This window comes from Salmonella sp. SSDFZ54 (assembly GCF_004010735.1).
Lineage (GTDB): Bacteria > Pseudomonadota > Gammaproteobacteria > Enterobacterales > Enterobacteriaceae > Salmonella > Salmonella enterica.
Window position 1 is genome coordinate 2,805,181 of the sequence record NZ_CP034819.1, and the last position, 20,918, is coordinate 2,826,098.

General features: G+C 53.4%; 15 protein-coding genes. 5 read left to right on the top strand and 10 right to left on the bottom strand.

The features are described from left to right. Positions 1–81 precede the first annotated feature (81 nt). On the bottom strand, positions 82–372 hold the full coding sequence (gene srfN / locus EOS97_RS13940; protein WP_000745961.1) for a DUF1471 family virulence protein SrfN: 291 nt from the start codon (positions 370–372) through the stop codon (positions 82–84). An 898-nt stretch (positions 373–1,270) separates the two neighbouring features. On the opposite strand from srfN, the gene EOS97_RS13945 reads away from it, so the two are divergent. The 4 genes from EOS97_RS13945 to folA all read left to right on the top strand — a co-directional run bounded on the left by EOS97_RS13945 (position 1,271) and on the right by folA (position 6,777). After that, positions 1,271–3,160: a sulfatase-like hydrolase/transferase gene (locus EOS97_RS13945; protein ID WP_000066316.1), complete on the top strand. Its 1,890-nt coding sequence runs from the start codon at positions 1,271–1,273 to the stop codon at positions 3,158–3,160. A gap of 553 nt (positions 3,161–3,713) precedes the next feature. Then, positions 3,714–4,244 (top strand): glutathione-regulated potassium-efflux system oxidoreductase KefF, encoded by a 531-nt coding sequence (gene kefF / locus EOS97_RS13955; RefSeq protein ID WP_000600706.1) that lies wholly within the window; start codon positions 3,714–3,716, stop codon positions 4,242–4,244. Continuing rightward, entirely contained in the window at positions 4,237–6,099 is a 1,863-nt protein-coding gene (kefC, locus tag EOS97_RS13960) for a glutathione-regulated potassium-efflux system protein KefC (protein WP_000377164.1), read from the top strand. The genes kefF and kefC overlap by 8 nt, the downstream gene beginning before the upstream one ends. 198 nt (positions 6,100–6,297) lie before the next feature. After that, positions 6,298–6,777 carry a type 3 dihydrofolate reductase gene (gene folA / locus EOS97_RS13970; protein ID WP_000624379.1) on the top strand — a complete coding sequence of 160 codons (480 nt, stop codon included), beginning with the start codon at positions 6,298–6,300 and terminating at the stop codon, positions 6,775–6,777. Between the two features lie 105 nt (positions 6,778–6,882). Here the strand turns inward: folA and apaH are convergent, their stop codons facing one another. The 6 genes from apaH to lptD are packed head-to-tail and all read right to left on the bottom strand — an operon-like array spanning position 6,883 to position 13,629. Then, positions 6,883–7,731 (bottom strand): bis(5'-nucleosyl)-tetraphosphatase (symmetrical) ApaH, encoded by an 849-nt coding sequence (gene apaH / locus EOS97_RS13975; protein WP_000257211.1) that lies wholly within the window; start codon positions 7,729–7,731, stop codon positions 6,883–6,885. A 10-nt stretch (positions 7,732–7,741) separates the two neighbouring features. After that, entirely contained in the window at positions 7,742–8,119 is a 378-nt protein-coding gene (gene apaG / locus EOS97_RS13980; protein ID WP_000610894.1) for a Co2+/Mg2+ efflux protein ApaG, read from the bottom strand. A 2-nt stretch (positions 8,120–8,121) separates the two neighbouring features. Further along, positions 8,122–8,943 carry a 16S rRNA (adenine(1518)-N(6)/adenine(1519)-N(6))-dimethyltransferase RsmA gene (rsmA, locus tag EOS97_RS13985; protein ID WP_001065397.1) on the bottom strand — a complete coding sequence of 274 codons (822 nt, stop codon included), beginning with the start codon at positions 8,941–8,943 and terminating at the stop codon, positions 8,122–8,124. Further along, a complete protein-coding gene (gene pdxA, locus EOS97_RS13990) occupies positions 8,940–9,929 on the bottom strand; it encodes a 4-hydroxythreonine-4-phosphate dehydrogenase PdxA (protein ID WP_000092999.1) in 990 nt (329 codons plus the stop codon). Before pdxA ends, rsmA begins: the two co-directional genes overlap by 4 nt. After that, entirely contained in the window at positions 9,929–11,215 is a 1,287-nt protein-coding gene (gene surA / locus EOS97_RS13995) for a peptidylprolyl isomerase SurA (protein ID WP_000800482.1), read from the bottom strand. The genes pdxA and surA overlap by 1 nt, the downstream gene beginning before the upstream one ends. 53 nt (positions 11,216–11,268) lie before the next feature. Continuing rightward, positions 11,269–13,629 carry an LPS assembly protein LptD gene (lptD, locus tag EOS97_RS14000; protein ID WP_000746118.1) on the bottom strand — a complete coding sequence of 787 codons (2,361 nt, stop codon included), beginning with the start codon at positions 13,627–13,629 and terminating at the stop codon, positions 11,269–11,271. A 253-nt stretch (positions 13,630–13,882) separates the two neighbouring features. On the opposite strand from lptD, the gene djlA reads away from it, so the two are divergent. Next, positions 13,883–14,695 (top strand): co-chaperone DjlA, encoded by an 813-nt coding sequence (djlA, locus tag EOS97_RS14005; RefSeq protein ID WP_001200595.1) that lies wholly within the window; start codon positions 13,883–13,885, stop codon positions 14,693–14,695. A gap of 94 nt (positions 14,696–14,789) precedes the next feature. Here the strand turns inward: djlA and rluA are convergent, their stop codons facing one another. The 3 genes from rluA to polB form a co-directional block, all read right to left on the bottom strand. Continuing rightward, entirely contained in the window at positions 14,790–15,449 is a 660-nt protein-coding gene (gene rluA / locus EOS97_RS14010) for a bifunctional tRNA pseudouridine(32) synthase/23S rRNA pseudouridine(746) synthase RluA (RefSeq protein ID WP_000525198.1), read from the bottom strand. 11 nt (positions 15,450–15,460) lie between these two features. Continuing rightward, positions 15,461–18,367: an RNA polymerase-associated protein RapA gene (gene rapA, locus EOS97_RS14015; protein WP_001116966.1), complete on the bottom strand. Its 2,907-nt coding sequence runs from the start codon at positions 18,365–18,367 to the stop codon at positions 15,461–15,463. 173 nt (positions 18,368–18,540) lie between these two features. After that, on the bottom strand, positions 18,541–20,892 hold the full coding sequence (polB, locus tag EOS97_RS14020; RefSeq protein WP_000035722.1) for a DNA polymerase II: 2,352 nt from the start codon (positions 20,890–20,892) through the stop codon (positions 18,541–18,543). Positions 20,893–20,918: the final 26 nt, after the last annotated feature.

Sequence of the window (20,918 nt, forward strand, 5' to 3'; positions counted from 1 at the left end):
GGATTGTGACGGAACATGGCACCTTGCTGGCGCTCTCTTATTATTTCATGCCTGTGCCCTCGTTATGGCGCAATCAGAGCTTTATTTCGTCGCATCGTTATAAACTTCGGCAACGGCTTCAAAATTCGGACCATGCTCACGTGCAGCGATAATATGATAATATTTTCCGCCTTTCGCATCGGCTAATTCTGACAGTTTTTCGCGTAGATCAGAGGGTGAGGAAATCTGCCCGCCACTCTGGGACACATTTATGGTGCCGACCTTAACCAGTTTGAAGTGGCTGATTTCTTGCTTAGAGACCTGCTCTGCCGCAAGCGTGCTGAATGAAGCAACCGTTGCCAGTAATGCGGCGGCAATAATGCGTTTTTTCATAGTTCTGTTCCTGTTGCATTGATGATAAGGTTTGCGCAATATCAGTAATCCGTAACGAAATTATTTATACCCTTCATACTTCAGGTTGCTTATGGGTTGGCTACGGATTACTCGGCCCACCCATGGGCCTCGCCCTGACGGGCCGTCGCATGCGACGTTCAAATCTGCTCCCGGCAGATTTGTCGCTCACCTCAGTCACATAATTATCTATGCTCCTGGGGACTCACTCCCTTGCCGCCTTTAAGCAACTCGAATTATTTTGGGTATATAACCTCGGTTGATTATCTGAAAATAGACTTATTTGGTGTGACCGTCTTATATCTTGTTATAGTCACCTCTTTATGTTGTTGTCAATGTAAAATAATGCGCTGCCAGTTAAAAAGAAACTTAACCCCCTGTAAATAATAGTTTTTATATTATTTCTTGTAATGACGTAAGTTTTATTGAATCACGCGGTAATACGCTAGTTTTATTCATAAGCAACATAACAGAATTGAGTTATGTTTTAATTTCACAGAGTGATATTACCGGTTGTATGTCTATGGTTGCGCGGCCTGTTACTGATAGTGTTTCTTTCGGGGCGATTTTATTGTAGCGGCATAGGGTAATCACCGTAGCTGAAGGGAAAAGGCACGAACACAGCGCTATAGAGTATGTTTAATAATGTATTTTTTTATGAAGTAATGTCTGCAGTTGTATCTCTAAAATAAAAACAATGAACTTTTCATCTAAATAATTTTTCAGTGAATTATGGTTATTTATTAATATATTTCTAATTTGAAATACAAATCAATTTATAACACATATTCTTACCCGGAAGGCATTGATACATATCCACGCTTCCTCGTACAGTAATAAATGAATATGTGATAAAGTTACTGACTACAGGTATAATAATATGAGTAATAAAAAAAATCTGTCCGCAGAAGAGACGGATCTTACGCGTAGGAAACTGTTAACCAGTGCCGGTATTCTTGCCGCCGGCGGTATGCTATCCGGCGCGGTAAAAGCTGATGAAAAATGTGCCGTCAAGGCGAAACCGGCGTGGGATAAACCGTTTACCGGCGAAATCCCGGAAAAATTGCCAGAAGGATATAATATTCTGTTAGTCGTGACCGACCAGGAGCGTTTTTTTCCTACGTTTCCTTTCCCGGTACCCGGCAGAGAGCGGCTCATGAAAACGGGGGTGACATTCTGTAATCATCAGAATACCAGTAATGTCTGTACGCCTTCCCGCTCCGTATTGTATACCGGCTTACATATGCCCCAGACAAAGATGTTTGATAATCTGGGATTGCCCTGGATGCCTTATGACCTTGACCCCGCTCTTGGAACCACAGGCCATATGATGCGGGAACTGGGATACTATACGGCCTATAAAGGTAAGTGGCATCTTACAGAAAAACTGGAGAAGCCTTTGCCTGACGAAAAAGATGAGGATATTGATGTCGGGGATATTCCTGAACCAGAATTACATAAAATTATGGAAAAATATGGTTTTGCTGACTATCACGGCATCGGCGATATTATAGGCCATAGTAAAGGCGGCTATTTTTATGATTCAACCACCACGGCTCAGACTATAAATTGGTTAAGATGCAAGGGGCAGCCCTTGAATGACCAACACAAGCCCTGGTTCCTGGCCGTTAACCTCGTTAATCCTCATGACGTCATGTTTATTGATACCGATAAAGAGGGAGAAAAGGTACAGTGGCGTGGCGAGTTGGATCAGGATGATAATACCCTGGCGCCCACGCAGCCGCCGGAAAACGAGCTTTATCAGGCAAGCTGGCCGAACTATCCGCTGCCGGCAAACAGGCATCAGTCATTCAATGAGCAGGGAAGACCGCCGGCGCATCTTGAATACCAGACGGCGCGCGCTGCGCTGGAAGGGCAATTTCCTGATGAAGATCGTCGTTGGCGTAAACTGCTTGACTACTATTTCAACTGTATCCGCGATTGTGATACACACCTTGACCGGATATTAAATGAACTTGATGCCCTCAAGTTAACTGATAAAACGATTGTTGTATTTACTGCCGATCATGGCGAATTAGGCGGAAGCCATCAGATGCACGGTAAAGGCGCTTCCGTTTATAAAGAACAGATCCATGTACCGATGATTATTTCCCACCCGGCGTACCCCGGTAATAAGAAATGTCAGGCGTTGACCTGTCATCTTGATATCGCGCCGACATTAGTTGGGCTGACCGGTTTGCCGGAAGAAAAACAGCACCAGGCGTTAGGCAACCGCAAAGGCGTTAATTTTAGCGGATTGCTAAAAAACCCGGAGGGCGTTGCGGTTAATGCGGTGAGAAATGCCAGCTTATATTGCTATGGCATGATCTTGTATACCGATGCCCATTATCTCCACCGCGTTATCGCGCTACAAAGAGATAAACAAAAAACGGTGGCGCAAATCAAGCAGGAAATATCCCATCTGCATCCTGATTTTAGCCATCGTTCAGGGACGCGGATGATTAACGATGGTCGTTATAAGTTTGCACGCTATTTCTCACTAAGGGAGCATAATACGCCGGAAACCTGGGAGGATCTTATTAAGTACAACGATCTTGAACTTTACGATCTTAAAAATGATCCCGATGAGAACCATAACCTTGCTGCTGATAAACAGAAATATCAGGATCTCATTCTTACGATGAATGAGAAACTGAATAAAATTATCAAGGACGAAATTGGCGTGGATGACGGCAGTTTTATGCCGGATGCGGCCCGTGAGCCGTGGGATCTTACTATTGAGCAGTTTAACCGCATGGCGAAAGATTAAGAGCCTGGCCCATTAGGCTATTTTATTCGCCATTTGGGGGCCGGGCAGTGCTCAAAATCCTCACGTACTACGTGTACGCTCCGGTTTCTGCGCGCTGGTCGGCCCCAAACTGGCTTCAACAATTACGCCTGGTGGGCCAGGCTCTAAGTACCTGACCCATTAGGTTAATTTATGCGTCGGCGATCTGGCATCCAGCGTGTCTGGAGGTTCAGATGCTGTTGGCGCTGCGCTTATTGGGCCTGTGTCATCATGTAATGGATTGATATTACAGTCATTACAGGCAAATTTAGCGCAGCGCCGCCCGACAAGAAGGCCTTAAACCGATTGGTCAGCAATTTAAGGCTGCCATCATCACCAACCTTTCCACACCGGATCGCGCTTTTCCGCAAACGCCTGCGGCCCTTCGAGAGCGTCTTCCGGGGGCAGGATGGCGTCAACTCCTGGCTGGCGTTAATTCAATTTTTTCTGGTTAGCCGCTCAATAATATTCACTATTAGCCTGGCGAATTTGTCACTACACTTTGTAATAAAAAACAGATCATCACAGGCTAATCATGATCCTCATTATTTATGCGCATCCGTATCCGCATCATTCTCATGCGAATAAGCGGATGCTTGAACAGGCAGGGACGCTGGAAAACGTCGAAATACGTTCGCTTTATCACCTCTATCCCGATTTCAATATTGACGTTGCCGCCGAGCAGGAGGCGCTGTCGCGCGCGAGTCTTATCGTCTGGCAGCATCCGATGCAGTGGTACAGCGTCCCTCCTTTACTCAAATTATGGATGGATAAAGTCCTCACCCACGGCTGGGCTTACGGTCATGGCGGTACGGCATTGCATGGTAAACATCTGCTGTGGGCGGTAACGACCGGCGGTGGTGAAAACCACTTTGCTATCGGCTCCCATCCCGGATTTGACGTCCTTTCTCAGCCGCTACAGGCGACGGCGCTCTATTGTGGTCTCAAATGGCTGCCGCCGTTTGCCATGCACTGCACGTTCATTTGCGATGACGACACCTTACAGGCGCAGGCGCGTCAGTATAAACAGCGTTTACTGGCATGGCAGGAGGTGAATCATGGATAGCCATACTCTACTGCAGGCGCTGATCTATCTTGGTTCGGCGGCGCTGATTGTGCCGATTGCGGTACGTTTGGGCTTAGGATCGGTGCTGGGGTATCTGATTGCGGGTTGCATTATCGGCCCCTGGGGGCTACGGCTGGTAACGGACGCCGAATCTATTCTGCATTTTGCGGAAATCGGCGTCGTGCTGATGTTGTTTGTTATTGGGCTTGAGCTGGACCCGCAACGGTTATGGAAGCTGCGCGCCTCGGTATTTGGCGGCGGCGCGTTACAAATGGTGGTCTGCGGCGGACTGATTGGTCTGTTCTGCATGTTTCTTGGCCTGCGTTGGCAGGTGGCGGAACTGATTGGCATGACGCTGGCGCTTTCGTCCACGGCTATCGCCATGCAGGCAATGAATGAGCGTAACCTGACCGTTTCACAGGTAGGGCGTAGCGCATTTGCAGTGCTCTTGTTCCAGGATATCGCGGCGATCCCGCTGGTGGCGATGATTCCGCTGCTGGCCGCCAGCGGCGCATCCACCACGCTTGGCGCGTTTGCGCTATCGGCGTTGAAAGTCGCAGGCGCGTTGGCGCTGGTGGTGCTGCTGGGACGCTACGTCACGCGCCCGGCGCTGCGCTTTGTCGCGCGTTCTGGTTTGCGGGAAGTGTTCAGCGCCGTGGCGCTATTTCTGGTGTTTGGTTTCGGCCTGTTGCTGGAAGAGGTTGGGCTGTCAATGGCGATGGGCGCGTTCCTGGCGGGCGTTCTGCTGGCGAGTTCGGAATATCGTCATGCGCTGGAAAGCGATATTGAACCCTTTAAGGGGTTGCTGCTGGGGCTGTTCTTTATTGGCGTCGGCATGTCGATTGATTTCGGCACGCTGGTGGAGAATCCGCTGCGCATTCTGCTGTTGCTGGCCGGTTTTCTGGCAATCAAAATCGTCATGCTGTGGCTGGTCGCGAGGCCCCTGGGCGTACCGGCAAAACAGCGTCGCTGGTTTGCCGTCTTATTAGGCCAGGGAAGTGAGTTTGCGTTTGTGGTTTTTGGCGCGGCGCAAATGGCGGATGTACTTGAGCCGGAATGGGCAAAAGCGCTGACGCTGGCGGTCGCGCTGTCGATGGCGGCAACGCCGATTTTTCTGGTGCTGCTGACGCGCATGGAGAAGACCGCGACGGGTGAAGCGCGCGAGGCGGATGAAATCGACGAAGAGCAACCGCGGGTTATTGTGGCCGGGTTTGGACGATTTGGTCAGATAGCCGGGCGTTTGCTGCTGTCGAGCGGGGTGAAGATGGTGGTGCTCGATCACGACCCCGATCATATCGAAACGCTGCGTAAATTCGGCATGAAGGTTTTTTATGGCGACGCGACGCGTATGGATTTGCTGGAATCTGCCGGAGCGGCGAAGGCGGAGGTATTGATTAACGCCATTGACGATCCGCAAACCAATTTGCAACTGAGTGAACTGGTGAAGTCGCATTTCCCGCATCTGCAGATTATCGCCCGCGCCCGTGATGTCGATCATTACATTCGCCTGCGCCAGGCTGGTGTGGCGATGCCCGAACGTGAAACCTTCGAAGGCGCGCTCAAAAGCGGGCGACAGGCGCTGGAGGCGCTGGGGCTGGGGCGTTATGAAGCCCGCGAGCGCGCGGATCTGTTCCGCCATTTTAATACCCGGATGGTGGAAGAGATGGCGAAAGGGGAAAACGATCCGTTATCTCGCGCCGCCGCCTATAAACGTACCAGCGCGATGTTGAGCGAAATTATTACCGAGGACCGGGAGCATCTGTCGTTGATTCAGCGCCACGGCTGGCAGGGAACGGCTGAGGGCAAACATTCCGGGGAGGTCGCCGATGAACCCGAGGTCAAACCGTCAATCTAAAGTAAAAAATGTGATGTTCTGCAAACTTTACTGCTAATTGGCTGTTTTTGAACTACTGTAATGCTGGCGCTCCACATCAAATGAGTGGCGTCGCCAGCAGAACGAAAAATTTTCGTGCTCATCCTCTTTTCGTCAGTCGACGAAAGATTGCGCTTTACGTATAGTGGCGGCAATTTTTTTTGTATCAGGAAATAATTAATGATCAGTCTGATTGCGGCGTTAGCGGTGGATCGCGTCATCGGTATGGAAAACGCCATGCCGTGGAACCTGCCTGCCGATCTCGCCTGGTTTAAACGTAACACGTTAAATAAACCTGTCGTCATGGGACGTCACACCTGGGAGTCCATCGGACGCCCCTTACCGGGACGTAAAAATATTGTTATCAGCAGCCAGCCGGGCACCGACGATCGCGTGCAGTGGGTGAAGTCTGTCGATGAGGCGATTGCCGCTTGCGGCGATGCGCCGGAAATTATGGTCATTGGCGGCGGGCGCGTGTACGAGCAGTTCCTGCCAAAGGCGCAGAAGCTTTATCTGACGCATATTGATGCGGAAGTCGAAGGCGATACCCATTTTCCGGATTATGAACCGGATGACTGGGAATCGGTATTCAGTGAGTTTCACGATGCCGACGCGCAGAATTCTCACAGCTATTGTTTCGAGATTCTGGAACGTCGTTAACGCTGTAGTGCCGGATGGCGGCGAAACGCCTTATCCGGCCTACTCTTGAGCCAGATGTAGCCGGATGTAGGCCTGATAAGCGTAGCGCCATCAGGCATAAACCTATCAGGCGTTGACCGCTTCGCCTTCGCCCATATCCATCTGGCGGTTTGACGGCTGCACAAAATACTGTTTATCTTCCCAACGTAAACAGGTTAACTCCCCGCCCCAGCAGCAGCCGGTATCCAGCGCGTAAATACCTTCTGGCGTCCCTTTCCCTTCCAGCGACGCCCAGTGCCCGAACGCAATACTGTAAGCCTCGCTCACCGGCCCCGGAATGGCGAACCACGGCTTCAGCGGCGCAGGGGCATTTTCCGGCGACGCTTTACTGTACATATCCAGTTGACCGTTAGGAAAGCAGTAACGCATACGGGTAAAAGCATTAGTAATAAAACGTAGCCGCGCCAGACCGCTTAACTCCGGCGACCAGTTATTCGGCATATCGCCATACATCGCGTCGAGGAAAAACGGGTACGAGTCGCTCGACAGCACCGCTTCAACATCGCGGGCGCACTCTTTTGCCGTCTGCAAATCCCACTGCGGGGTAATACCCGCATGCGCCATGACCAGCTTTTTCTCTTCATCTACCTGCAACAGCGGCTGACGGCGTAACCAATTCAACAGCTCATCGGCGTCCGGCGCTTCAAGAAGCGGGGTCAGCCGGTCTTTAGGTTTGTTGCGGCTAATCCCGGCGAATACGGCCAACAGGTGTAAATCGTGATTCCCCAGCACCAAACGCACGCTATTGCCAAGTGATTTGACGTAGCGTAACACGTCCAGCGAACCGGGACCGCGGGCGACCAAATCGCCAGTCAGCCATAGAGTGTCTGTATCTGGCGTAAATTCCACTTGCTGTAATAAGGCGATCAGTTCGTCGTAGCAACCGTGAACGTCGCCGATGAGATAAGTTGCCATTGTTATAATTTTAGTGAATGAGTGTAGGGACGGCGAGTCGAAACACGGGAATGTCGATGGTAAAGGCGTCGCCATTTTCATCGATCATTTCGTAATGACCCTGCATGGTGCCCAGCGGCGTTTCAATTACCGCGCCGCTGGTGTACTGATACTCTTCGCCAGGCGCAATGCGCGGCTGGACGCCAACCACACCTTCGCCCTGGACTTCGGTTTCACGGCCATGACCATTGGTAATCAGCCAGTAACGGCCCAATAGCTGCACTGGCGCCCGACCCAGATTGCGGATGGTTACGGTATAGGCAAAAACGTAACGTTCATCGTCAGGTGAGGATTGCGCCTCAATGTAGACGCTTTGCACCTGAATACACACTCTGGGCGAATTGATCATGTTTAACTCTCCTTCAAAGGCGCGTTTTCCGACAGATAATTGGCCATCTGGCAGTACTGCGCGACAGAGATATTTTCCGCGCGCATTGCCGGGTCAATACCCATTTCCGTCAACGTCTCAACGCTAAAAAGATTGCCGAGACTATTACGGATCGTTTTACGGCGCTGGTTAAAGGCCTCGGTGGTAATACGGCTCAACACGCGAATATCTTTAACTGGGTAAGGCATTGTTGCGTGTGGAACCAGACGCACCACGGCGGAGTCCACTTTGGGCGGCGGCGTGAAGGCGGATGGCGGCACTTCAAGCACCGGGATCACCTGACAGTAATATTGCGCCATCACGCTTAAACGACCATACGCTTTGCTGTTCGGCCCTGCAACCAGACGATTTACCACTTCTTTTTGCAACATAAAGTGCATGTCGGCAATGGCATCAGTATAGCTAAAGAGATGGAACATCAGCGGGGTGGAGATATTATAGGGCAGATTGCCGAACACACGCAGCGGTTGGCCCAACTGCGCAGACAGTTCGCCAAAGTTCATGGTCATGGCGTCCTGCTGATAAATAGTCAGCTTCGGCCCTAAGAACGGATGGGTTTGCAAACGCGCCGCCAGATCGCGGTCAAGTTCAATGACCGTGAGCTTATCCAGTCGTTCGCCGACCGGCTCCGTCAGCGCCGCCAGACCGGGGCCGATTTCAACCATCGCCTGGCCTTTTTGCGGATTAATAGCAGAAACAATACTGTCGATCACAAACCGATCGTTGAGAAAGTTTTGCCCGAAGCGTTTACGGGCTAAATGGCCCTGATGGACTCGATTATTCATTGGGTATTAACAATCATTTTGATGGCGAGATTAAGCGCCGTAATAAAACTGCCGACATCCGCTTTTCCACGGCCCGCCAGTTCAAGCGCGGTGCCGTGGTCAACGGAGGTTCGAATAAAAGGTAGGCCGAGCGTAATATTCACTCCCCGACCGAATCCCTGGTATTTTAGCACGGGCAGGCCCTGATCGTGGTACATCGCCAGCACCGCGTCGGCATTATCGAGATATTTGGGCTGAAACAGCGTATCAGCAGGTAGCGGCCCGTTGAGTTTCATCCCCTGCGCCCGCAGCTCGTCGAGCACCGGAATGATGGTGTCTATCTCTTCCGTGCCCATATGACCGCCTTCGCCTGCGTGCGGATTCAGGCCACAGACAAGAATGCGCGGTTCGGCAATACCAAATTTGGTCCGCAAATCGTGATGCAAAATAGCAATCACTTCGTGCAAAAGCGCAGGGGTGATGGCGTCTGCAATCGCCCGTAGCGGCAGATGCGTGGTCGCCAGCGCCACGCGAAGTTCTTCGGTTGCCAGCATCATCACGACTTTTTTCGCCTGCGAACGCTCTTCGAAAAACTCGGTATGACCGGTAAACGGAATGCCGGCGTCATTGATCACGCCTTTGTGCACCGGCCCGGTGATCAGCGCGGCAAATTCACCGTTCAGACAGCCATCACACGCTCGCGCCAGCGTCTCTACCACGTAGGGGCCATTTTCTACCGTCAACTGACCGGGGATGGCAGGCGCGTGCAGCGAGACCGGCAATAGGGTCAGCGTTCCCGCGGGCTGCGGCGCAGCGGGGACATCAGGCGAGTAAGGGAGAAGCGAGAGGGGCAGGCCGAGCATGGCGGCCCGCTCCGTCAGGAGCGCGCCGTCCGCACAGACGACCAGTTCAATCGGCCACGCGCGTTGCGCCAGTTGGACGACAAGATCGGGGCCAATCCCGGCGGGTTCGCCGGGAGTGATAACAACGCGTTGCGCACTGCTCATTAGTTACTCAAAATCTTAACGTAAGCGCTGGCGCGCTGTTCTTGCATCCAGGTCGCCGCTTCTTCTGAGAATTTACGGTTCATCAGCATACGATAAGCGCGATCTTTCTGCGCCGCATCGGTTTTGTCTACCTTACGCGTATCCAGCAATTCGATCAGATGCCAGCCAAAAGAGGAGTGTACCGGCGCGCTTATTTGGCCTTTATGCAGCTTCGTCAGCGCGTCGCGGAACGCCGGATCGAAAATATCTGGCGTAGCCCAACCCAAATCACCGCCCTGGTTAGCGGAGCCCGGGTCCTGAGAGTACTCTTTCGCCGCAGCGGCAAATGTGGTTTTACCACTCTTAATGTCAGCCGCGATTTCTTCCAGCTTCAGGCGCGCCTGCTGATCGTTCATGATCGGCGACGGCTTAAGCAGAATGTGACGAGCGTGAACTTCGGTCACGGAGATACTCTGGCTCTGACCGCGCAGGTCGTTTACTTTCAGAATGTGGAAACCGACGCCGGAGCGAATCGGGCCGACAATGTCGCCTTTCTTCGCGGTGCTCAGCGCCTGGGCGAAAATCCCCGGCAGCTCCTGGATACGGCCCCAGCCCATCTGACCGCCTTTTAGCGCCTGCTGGTCGGCAGAGTAGGTAATCGCCAGTTTGCCGAAATCTGCGCCGTTACGCGCTTCTTCAACAATGCTTTCCGCCTGGCGCTGCGCGTCGTTAACCTGCTCGGAGGTTGGGTTTTCCGGCAGAGCAATCAGGATATGGCTCAGGTTCAGCTCGGTGCTGGCATCGTTTTGGGTGCCAATCTGTTTTGCCAGCGCGTCAACTTCTTGCGGCAAAACGGTGATACGGCGACGAACCTCGTTGTTGCGCACTTCAGAGATAATCATCTCTTTACGAATCTGGTTACGGTAGGTTGAATAGTTCAGCCCATCGTAAGCCAGACGGCTGCGCATCTGATCCATCGTCATATTGTTTTGTTTGGCGATGTTGGCGATGGCCTGATCCAACTGCTCATCCGTGATCTTCACCCCCATCTTCTGACCCATCTGCAGGATAATTTGATCCATAATCAAACGTTCCAGGATCTGGTGACGCAGCGTGGCGTCGTCCGGAAGCTGCTGACCTGCCTGACCCGCGTTGAGTTTGACTGATTGCATTAAGCCATCAACGTCGCTTTCCAGCACGACGCCATTATTGACGACGGCTGCGACTTTATCGACTACCTGGGGGGCAGCGAAACTGGTATTCGCGATCATGGCGATACCGAGAAGCAGCGTTTTCCAGTTCTTCATACTTTTTCCATTTCAATTAACCGCAATGCGGATTACGTTGTAAATCAATCAGATTACATAGAGCTTTGGTACGGCAGAATGTTCGAACGCAACATTTCTTGCGTGCCGAGGCCGTAGTTAGAGCTCAAACCGCGCAGCTCAATGTTGAAGCCAATCGCGTTATCATAAATCGCGTGTTGTTTATCGTTATCCCAACCGTTCAGCTTACGTTCGTATCCGACGCGGATCGCATAGCAGCAAGAGTTGTACTGCAAGCCGAGCATCTGGTCTGCAGGTTTGCTCGAATTGGTATCGAAGTAGTACGCGCCGACAATCGACCAGCGATCGGCAATCGGCCAACTTGCCACCGCGCCCACCTGGTTGATACCGTTTTTATACTGCTCTGCCGTGGAATAATACGAAGGCAACGTAGCCTGAATATATTCCGGGCTGGCATAGCGGTAGTTCAACTGTACCAGACGATCCTGATCCCGACGGTATTCGAGGCTGCTGCTGCTGGTAGCGACGCTATCCAGACGGGTATCGTACTGCACTCCGCTACGCAGCCCCCAGCGTTCTGAAATACGCCAGTAAGTGTCGCCTGCCCAAACCAGCGAACCGGTTTTGTCGTCATTCTCCCATTTAATGTTGTCATCGCCGGTGCGAGACTCCGTGAAATAGTAGATTTGACCAACAGAAACGTTAAAACGTTCAACGGCGGCATCATCATAAATGCGTGTTGTGACGCCGGTCGTGACCTGGTTGGCGGAAGCAATACGGTCGAGACCGCCATAAGTGCGGTCGCGGAACAGGCCGTTATAGTCGGATTGCAGCAAAGAAGAATCGTAGTTATAGATGCCGCTCTGGTCGCGGTACGGCACATACAGGTACTGCACGCGTGGTTCCAGCGTCTGGGTATACCCCGGCGCCAGCATCGCCATATCGCGTTCGAAGATGAGCTTACCGTCGACTTTAAACTGCGGCATGACGCGGTTAACCGAATCTTCCAGCTTATTTTTATTGTTTGGATCGCTGTTATAGCTGTCCAGATTCGTTTGCTGATAGTGCGTCGCCATCAGCTTCGCTTCGGTGTTCAGGCTGCCCCAGCGGTTGGAGAGCGGCAAATTGATGGTTGGCTCCAGGTGGACGCGGGTCGCTTCCGGCATATTGTCTTTTGTGTTGACGAAATGTACCGCCTGGCCGTAAATCCGGGTATCAAACGGCCCGAGATCGTTATGGTAGTAGTTAACGTCTAACTGCGGCTCCGCAGAGTAGCTGCTGGTGTTTTGATCGTTAAAGACCTGGAATTGTTTGGTCGACACCGTAGCGTCAAAGTTTTGTACGGCGTAGCCGACGCTGAATTTCTGCGTTGCGTAGCCGTCGGTACTGGAACCGTACTTACTGTCGAAATCATTAAAGTAGCTGGAGTCGCTGACTTTGGTGTAATCGACGTTAAAACGCCACACCTGATCCATCATGCCTGAGTGCTGCCAGTAGAATAACCAGCGGTGCTTATCGCCCTCTTTGGGATGTTCGTCCTCGTAGACTTTATCAGAAGGCAGATAATCTAATTCCATCAACCCGGCGCCTGCCTGCGTGAGATAACGGAATTCGTTCTCCCACATAATATTGCCGCGGCGGTGCATATAGTGCGGGGTGATGGTGGCGTCCATATTGGGCGCGATGTTCCAGTAATACGGTAAGTAGAACTCGAAATAGTTCTTGGTCGTGTATTTCGCGTTCGGGATCAGGAAACCTGAGCGACGTTTGTCACCGACGGGTAGCTGTAAATAGGGGCTATAAAAGATCGGAACCGGACCTACTTTAAACCGGGCGTTCCAGATCTCCGCAACCTGTTCTTCACGGTCATGGATGACTTCACTCCCCACCACGCTCCAGGTATCGGAGCCAGGCAGACAGGAGGTAAAGCTGCCGTTTTCCAGAATGGTATAACGGTTTTCGCCGCGCTGCTTCATGAGATCAGCTTTACCGCGCCCCTGACGGCCCACCATCTGGTAATCGCCTTCCCAGACGTTCGTGTCTTTGGTGTTCAGGTTCGCCCAGCCCTTCGGCCCTTTAAGGATGACCTGATTGTCATCATAATGCACATTACCCAGCGCATCGACGGTGCGTACAGGTTCCGGCTGACCTTCCGCCTGCTTCTGATGAAGCTGCACTTCATCCGCTTGCAGGCGGCTATTCCCCTGCATAATGTCCACGTTGCCGGTAAAAACGGCATCGTCCGGGTAGTTACCTTTAGCGTTATCGGCATTGATAGTAACCGGCAGATCGTTGGTATCGCCTTTTACCAGAGGACGATCGTAGCTCGGCACGCCCAACATACACTGTGAGGCGAGATCGGCTGCCAGCCCCTGATGACTATAAAGGGCGCTGGCGATCATGGTGGCCAGAAGAGTGGGAATACGTTTTTTCATACGTTGTATTTATTGTTCCATCATCGGTAGCGTTGCGCGTGACAAACGGTCACAGCCTAACTTACTCATCTTCGCTGCGCCAGTGTTAATCCTGCCGTTTAGCGTCTGTGGTGTTAGGCACGGCATTGAATGACAGGTATGATAATGCAAATTATAGGCGATGTCCCACAATTGACCGTAGCCTTCATTCGCAGAAAAGCACCTTATTTTGTGGGAGATAGCCTCACCGATAGCGTAACGTTTTGGGGAGTCTATGCAGTACTGGGGAAAGATAATTGGCGTCGCCGTAGCCCTGATGATGGGCGGCGGCTTTTGGGGCGTGGTCCTGGGTCTGCTGGTGGGCCATATGTTCGACAAAGCCCGCAGCCGAAAAATGGCGTGGTTTGCCAACCAGCGGGAACGGCAGGCGCTGTTTTTTGCCACCACCTTTGAGGTAATGGGCCACTTAACCAAATCAAAAGGACGGGTGACGGAAGCGGATATTCATATCGCCAGTCAGTTGATGGATCGTATGAATTTACACGGCGATTCACGTACTGCCGCGCAGAACGCCTTTCGGGTCGGAAAAGCGGATAATTATCCATTACGTGAAAAGATGCGGCAGTTTCGTAGCGTCTGCTTCGGGCGTTTTGATCTGATCCGGATGTTTCTGGAAATTCAGATCCAGGCAGCGTTTGCCGATGGCTCGCTACACCCTAATGAGCGGGAAGTGCTGTATGTGATTGCGGAAGAGCTAGGTATTTCCCGCGTACAGTTCGATCAGTTTCTGCGCATGATGCAGGGCGGCGCGCAGTTTGGCGGCGGTTATCATCAACAGTCCGGCGGCGGCTGGCAGCAGGCGCAGCGCGGTCCGACGCTGGAAGATGCCTGTAATGTGCTGGGGGTTAAAACCACCGACGATGCAACCACCATTAAACGCGCTTATCGCAAACTGATGAGCGAGCATCATCCGGACAAACTGGTCGCGAAAGGTTTACCGCCGGAAATGATGGAAATGGCGAAGCAAAAAGCGCAGGAAATTCAGAAAGCGTATGAGCTAATCAAAGAACAGAAAGGCTTCAAGTGATTGAATTGCCGGATGCGACTAGCGCCTTATCCAGCCTACGTTAATGAATGTAGGCCGGATAGGCGAAGCGCCCCGGCATAAATTGGCTCCGAATTTAAAAATCTGCCGGGACTTTAAACGTCATGCTGGTGCCGTAAGCGGGATGGGTAATGGTCAGCATTTCGGCGTGTAACTGCAAACGCGGCGCCAGCGACAACGCTTCCGGCGAAGCGTAAAACCGATCGCCTAAAATCGGGTGGCCTAACGCCAGCATATGCACACGAAGCTGATGCGAACGTCCGGTGATCGGCTTGAGCACCACGCGGGCGGTATTATCCGCCGCAAACTCCACCACGTTATATTCCGTTTGCGCCGGTTTGCCGGTTTCATAACACACTTTCTGCTTTGGCCGGTTCGGCCAGTCGCAGATGAGCGGTAAGTCAACCAGCCCTTCCGCCGGGGAGGGATGACCCCATACGCGCGCCACATACTGCTTTTTCGGCTCACGTTCGCGGAACTGGCGTTTTAGCTCCCGCTCCGCGGCTTTGGTCAGCGCCACTACAATCACGCCGCTGGTGGCCATATCCAGACGATGCACCGATTCTGCCTGCGGGTAGTCGCGCTGGATACGCGTCATAATGCTGTCTTTGTGCGCTTCCAGACGCCCCGGCACGGACAACAGGCCGCTGGGCTTATTGACCACCATAATGTGCTCATCCTGATACAGGATAACCAGCCAGGGTTCCTGCGGCGGATTGTAGTTTTCCATCCCCATGTACGGCTCCGTTATTGGTGCGTGACGACGATAAGACGCAGCGCGTCCAGACGCCAGCCTGCCTGATTCAGGCTTTCCAGCACCTGCTGACGGTTGCTGTCGATAGCGGCAAGTTCGTCGTCGCGAATGTTCGGGTTGACGGCGCGCAGCGCTTCCAGACGCGACAGTTCCCCGGACAGTTTTTCATCCGCCTCGCGACGCGCGTTATCAATTAGCGCTCTGGCGGACTTTTCAATCTGCGTCTCGCCCAGTTGCAAAATGGCGTGGACGTCCTGTTGCACGGCGTTCACCAGTTTGCTGCCGGTGTGGCGATTCACGGCGCTGAGCTGGCGGTTGAAGGTTTCAAACTCGACCTGGGCGGCCAGATTGTTGCCGTTTTTATCTAACAGCATACGTACCGGCGTCGGCGGCAGGAAGCGGTTCAGTTGTAGCTGTTTCGGCGCCTGCGCTTCCACGACGTAAACCAGTTCGACCAGCAGCGTGCCGACTGGCAGCGCTTTATTTTTCAACAGCGAAATGGTGCTGCTGCCGGTATCGCCGGAGAGGATCAGATCCAGTCCGTTACGGATGAGCGGATGTTCCCAGGTAATAAACTGCGCATCTTCGCGAGACAGGGCTACGTCACGTTCAAACGTGATAGTACAGCCGTCTTCCGGCAGGCCAGGGAAATCCGGCACCAACATGTGGTCGGACGGCGTCAGCACGATCAGGTTGTCGCCGCGATCGTCCTGGTTAATGCCGACGATATCGAACAGGTTCATGGCGAACGCGATCAGGTTGGTGTCGTCGTCCTGTTCTTCAATGCTTTGTGCGAGCTGTTGGGCTTTTTCTCCGCCGTTGGAGTGGATCTCCAGCAGGCGGTCGCGGCCCTGTTCTAACTGGGCTTTTAGCGCTTCATGCTGTTCGCGGCAGGATTTGATCAGATCGTCAAACCCGTCGGTTTCTTCAGGCGCGGCCAGATAGTTAATCAGACTGGCGTAGGCTGAATCATAAATCGCGCGACCGGTCGGGCAGGTGTGCTCAAAGGCGTCCAGCCCTTCGTGATACCAGCGAACCAGCACCGACTGGGCGGTTTTTTCCAGGTACGGGACGTGGATCTGGATATCATGCGCCTGGCCGATACGATCCAGACGACCAATACGCTGTTCCAGCAGATCCGGGTTAAACGGCAAGTCGAACATCACCAGATTGCTGGCAAACTGGAAGTTACGTCCTTCGGAGCCGATTTCGGAACATAACAGCACCTGCGCGCCGGTATCTTCTTCGGCGAACCAGGCGGCGGCGCGGTCGCGTTCAATAATCGACATGCCCTCATGGAACACGGCGGCGCGGATGCCTTCGCGTTCGCGCAGCACCTGTTCCAGCTGTAACGCGGTGGTCGCCTTGGCGCAGATCACCAGCACTTTTTGCGAACGATGGCTGGTCAGATAGCCCATCAGCCACTCAACGCGCGGGTCGAAGTTCCACCAGGTGCCGGTATCGCCTTCGAACTCCTGATAAATTTGTTCCGGATAGAGCATATCGCGGGCGCGATCTTCCGCGCTTTTACGCGCGCCCATAATGCCGGAGACCTTAATGGCGGTCTGATACTGGGTCGGCAGCGGCAGTTTTACCGTATGCAGTTCACGTTTCGGGAACCCCTTGACGCCGTTACGGGTGTTGCGGAACAGAACGCGGCTGGTGCCGTGGCGATCCATCAGCATCGACACCAGCTCATCACGGGCGGCCTGCGCGTCGTCGCGATCGCTATTAGCGGCCTGCAACAGCGGTTCAATATCCTGTTCGCCGATCAGATCGCCCAGCCTGTTCAGTTCGTCGTTGCTGAGTTTATTGCCCGCCAGCAGCATGGCCACCGCATCGGCGACAGGACGGTAGTTTTTCTGTTCTTCGACAAACTGTTCGAAATCGTGGAAACGGTTCGGATCCAGCAGGCGCAGACGGGCGAAATGGCTTTCCATCCCCAGCTGTTCTGGCGTGGCGGTCAGCAGCAGCACGCCCGGTACGCGTTCAGCTAACTGTTCGATGGCCATATATTCACGGCTCGGCGCATCGGTGCTCCACACCAGATGATGCGCTTCGTCGACCACCAGCAGATCCCACTCGGCGTCGCACAAATGTTCCAGACGCTGCTTATTACGGCGGGCGAAATCCAGCGAGCAGATCACCAGTTGTTCGGTTTCAAACGGGTTATACGCGTCGTGCTGCGCTTCGGTATAGCGTTCGTCATCGAACAGCGCGAAGCGCAGGTTGAAACGGCGCAGCATTTCTACCAGCCACTGGTGTTGCAGGGTTTCCGGAACAATGATCAATACGCGTTCCGCCGCGCCGGATAATAACTGTTGATGCAGAATCATCCCGGCTTCAATGGTTTTACCTAAGCCCACTTCATCCGCCAGCAGTACGCGCGGCGCGTGGCGACGACCCACATCATGAGCGATATTAAGCTGATGCGGGATCAGGTTGGTCCGCTGGCCGCGCAGGCCGCTGTATGGCATCCGGTACTGCTCGCTCTGAAATTTACGGGCGCGATAGCGCAGCGCGAACCGATCCATTCGATCGATTTGACCGGCGAACAGACGATCCTGGGGCTTACTGAAAACCAACTTGCTGTCGAGCAGAACCTCGCGCAACGTCACATTGGTCTCTTCGGTATCCAGGCGGGTGCCGACATAAACAAGCAGGCCATTTTCTTCTTTTACTTCATCGATATGTAGCTGCCAGCCTTCATGGCTTGTAATCGTATCGCCAGGGTTGAACATGACGCGGGTCACGGGAGAATCACTGCGCGCATACAGGCGGTTTTCCCCAGTGGACGGGAAAAGTAAGGTGACGGTTCGCGCATCCATCGCAACAACGGTTCCAAGTCCCAGCTCGCTTTCTGTATCGCTGATCCAGCGTTGACCAAGTGTAAAAGGCATATGTGTTCGGCTCTATATCTTTAATTGCAGGCATTACTCGCCATTCCCAGGCGACAGCACTGGATAATTGCGAGTATACGACCCCGCTACCAGGCTAATGTGGTAGTGGCGTTAATTAGGTCCAGGAATGGAAAGGGCGCTATGGTACTGGAAGGCGGCGCTTTCGTCACGCGTCAAAATAGCCCCAGTTGCCCGGTCAGTAGTGTAGCAAAATTATCTTCAACGAAGGGAAGAATTCCTTCCGCCACGGGTTGTAGCTGGCGAGTAAGATAGTGTTCGTAATCCAGCGGCGACTGCTGGTAATCCACGGGCTCGGGGCCGTTAACAGTCCAGACATATTTTATGGCGCCGCGATTCTGATACTGCGCCGGACGACCCTGCTTCAGGTTTTGTTCATCCGCCAGCCGGGCGGCGCGAACGTGCGGCGGAACGTTACGTTGGTACTCATGTAAAGGGCGACGCAGACGCTTACGATAAACCAGCTGTGCGTCCAGTTCGCCCGCCATCAGTTTATCGATAGTCTCACGCACATAGTCTTGATAAGGTTCATTGCGAAAAACACGCAGATACAGCTCCTGTTGAAAGCGCTGCGCCAGCGGCGTCCAGTCGGTCCGCACCGTTTCCAGACCTTTAAATACCATGCGCTGGCTGTCGCCTTCCTGAATCAGGCCCGCGTAGCGTTTTTTACTGCCAGTATCCGCGCCGCGGATGGTCGGCATCAGAAAACGGCAAAAGTGGGTTTCAAACTCCAGCTCCAGCGCGCTGGTCAAATTTTGCTGTTGTAACGTCTGCGCCCACCATTCGTTCACGTGACGCACCAGCCTGTGCCCGATTTCCGCCGCATCGGCTTCTGAATGCGCGCGCCGGAGCCAGACGAAAGTGGAATCGGTATCGCCATAGATCACGTCATAACCCTGCGCCTCAATCAGCGCTTTGGTCTGGCGCATAATCGCATGACCGCGCATGGTGATTGACGACGCCAGACGGGGATCGAAAAAGCGACAGGCCGTGGTGCCGAGTACGCCATAAAAGGCGTTCATAATGATTTTAAGCGCCTGCGAGAGCGGTTTATTGCCCTGACGTTTGGCTTCATCGCGCCCGTGCCAGATTTGGCTAACAATTTCCGGCAGGCAGTGCTTTTCTCGTGAAAACCAGGCGTCAAGGAAACCTTCGGTACTGTGTTCCGGATCCGGCTGCGCCATGCCTTCGACCAGCCCGACGGGATCAATCAAAAACGTGCGGATAATCGACGGGTACAGGCTTTTATAATCCAGCACCAGTACTGAATCGTATAATCCGGGTTGTGAATCCATTACGTAGCCGCCGGGACTTGCCAGCGGCGGCACTTCGCCGAGATTGGGCGCGACATAGCCGGCGCGGTGCATTCGCGGAAAGTAAAGATGCCCGAATGCGGCGACCGAACCGCCGTGGCGATCGACCGGCAGGCCGTTGATCGTCGCGCGTTCCAGCAAAAACGGCATGATCTCGGTTTTATGGAAAATGCGCGTGACCAGCTCGCAGTCTTTCAGGTTGTAGGTGGCGAGGGCGGGTTTATCCTGGGCAAAGCGGCGATCGATCTCATCCATACGATCCCAGGGATTATCAATGGATTTTCCTTCGCCGAGCAGTTCCTGCGAGACGGCTTCCAGCGAAAAAGACGAAAAATTCCAGAACGCGGATTTAAGCGCGTCGATACCATCGATAATGACTCGCCCTCTGGACTGGGCGAAAAAAACGCCGTTTTTGAAGCCATGTTCGCGCCACTCCAGTTCGCTATTGTCTCGCCCCAGCCGTAAAGGGATACGGTAGCGTTCGGCATGTTTTTGCAGCATACGCAGGTCGAACTGCACCACGTTCCAGCCGATGATGACGTCAGGATCATGTTCGGCAAACCAGGCGTTGAGTTTTTCCAGCAACTGCGGGCGGCTGGCGACATACACAAGCTCGAAGTCCAGTTGGCGGTCATCGCCATTCGCCGGACCCAGCATATAAACGGTACGCTGGCCGCAGCCTTCCAGACCAATGCAATACAGTTCGCCGTGTCGCGTGGTTTCGATATCCAGCGAGACCCATTTTAGCGGCGGTCGATAGTCGGGGTGGGGTTTAAGACGCGCATTGCGGATAACGCCGTTGCGCATCTCGCCGTCTACCCAAACGGGCGACGTAATAAAACGCTCCATCAGGTAACGTTCCGGCGGGCGTACATCCGCTTCATAAACGGTGACGCCGTTTTCGCGCAGCAGTTTCTCCATCCGCATAAGCTGGCGGTGAGTGCGGCAATACAGACCGGATACCGGCTGACGATGAAAGTCTCGCAGCTGGAGCGGCGTCAGGCGATAGTCTTTTTCCGCCTGTAGCAGCGAGGCGGCGCGGGAGGTCTGGCTGGTCGGAATAAACGCCACGGACTCTTGCGGCGCCAGCGTCGCCTGCACAGGGCCGTTGTCTGTCGCCAGCCAGAAAGAGACCTCCGTCCCTTGCGGCGTATCCCGCCAGTGCCGGGTTAAAATGAAGCCTGCCTGCGCCACGATGATTACCTGTCTAAAAAATTCAC

What these genes read in the sequence shown, in the direction of transcription:
- srfN (WP_000745961.1), bottom strand. Translation starts at nt 372, where the DNA reads ATGAAAAAACGCATTATTGCCGCCGCATTACTGGCAACGGTTGCTTCA.
- EOS97_RS13945 (WP_000066316.1), top strand. Translation starts at nt 1,271, where the DNA reads ATGAGTAATAAAAAAAATCTGTCCGCAGAAGAGACGGATCTTACGCGT.
- kefF (WP_000600706.1), top strand. Translation starts at nt 3,714, where the DNA reads ATGATCCTCATTATTTATGCGCATCCGTATCCGCATCATTCTCATGCG.
- kefC (WP_000377164.1), top strand. Translation starts at nt 4,237, where the DNA reads ATGGATAGCCATACTCTACTGCAGGCGCTGATCTATCTTGGTTCGGCG.
- folA (WP_000624379.1), top strand. Translation starts at nt 6,298, where the DNA reads ATGATCAGTCTGATTGCGGCGTTAGCGGTGGATCGCGTCATCGGTATG.
- apaH (WP_000257211.1), bottom strand. Translation starts at nt 7,731, where the DNA reads ATGGCAACTTATCTCATCGGCGACGTTCACGGTTGCTACGACGAACTG.
- apaG (WP_000610894.1), bottom strand. Translation starts at nt 8,119, where the DNA reads ATGATCAATTCGCCCAGAGTGTGTATTCAGGTGCAAAGCGTCTACATT.
- rsmA (WP_001065397.1), bottom strand. Translation starts at nt 8,943, where the DNA reads ATGAATAATCGAGTCCATCAGGGCCATTTAGCCCGTAAACGCTTCGGG.
- pdxA (WP_000092999.1), bottom strand. Translation starts at nt 9,929, where the DNA reads ATGAGCAGTGCGCAACGCGTTGTTATCACTCCCGGCGAACCCGCCGGG.
- surA (WP_000800482.1), bottom strand. Translation starts at nt 11,215, where the DNA reads ATGAAGAACTGGAAAACGCTGCTTCTCGGTATCGCCATGATCGCGAAT.
- lptD (WP_000746118.1), bottom strand. Translation starts at nt 13,629, where the DNA reads ATGAAAAAACGTATTCCCACTCTTCTGGCCACCATGATCGCCAGCGCC.
- djlA (WP_001200595.1), top strand. Translation starts at nt 13,883, where the DNA reads ATGCAGTACTGGGGAAAGATAATTGGCGTCGCCGTAGCCCTGATGATG.
- rluA (WP_000525198.1), bottom strand. Translation starts at nt 15,449, where the DNA reads ATGGGGATGGAAAACTACAATCCGCCGCAGGAACCCTGGCTGGTTATC.
- rapA (WP_001116966.1), bottom strand. Translation starts at nt 18,367, where the DNA reads ATGCCTTTTACACTTGGTCAACGCTGGATCAGCGATACAGAAAGCGAG.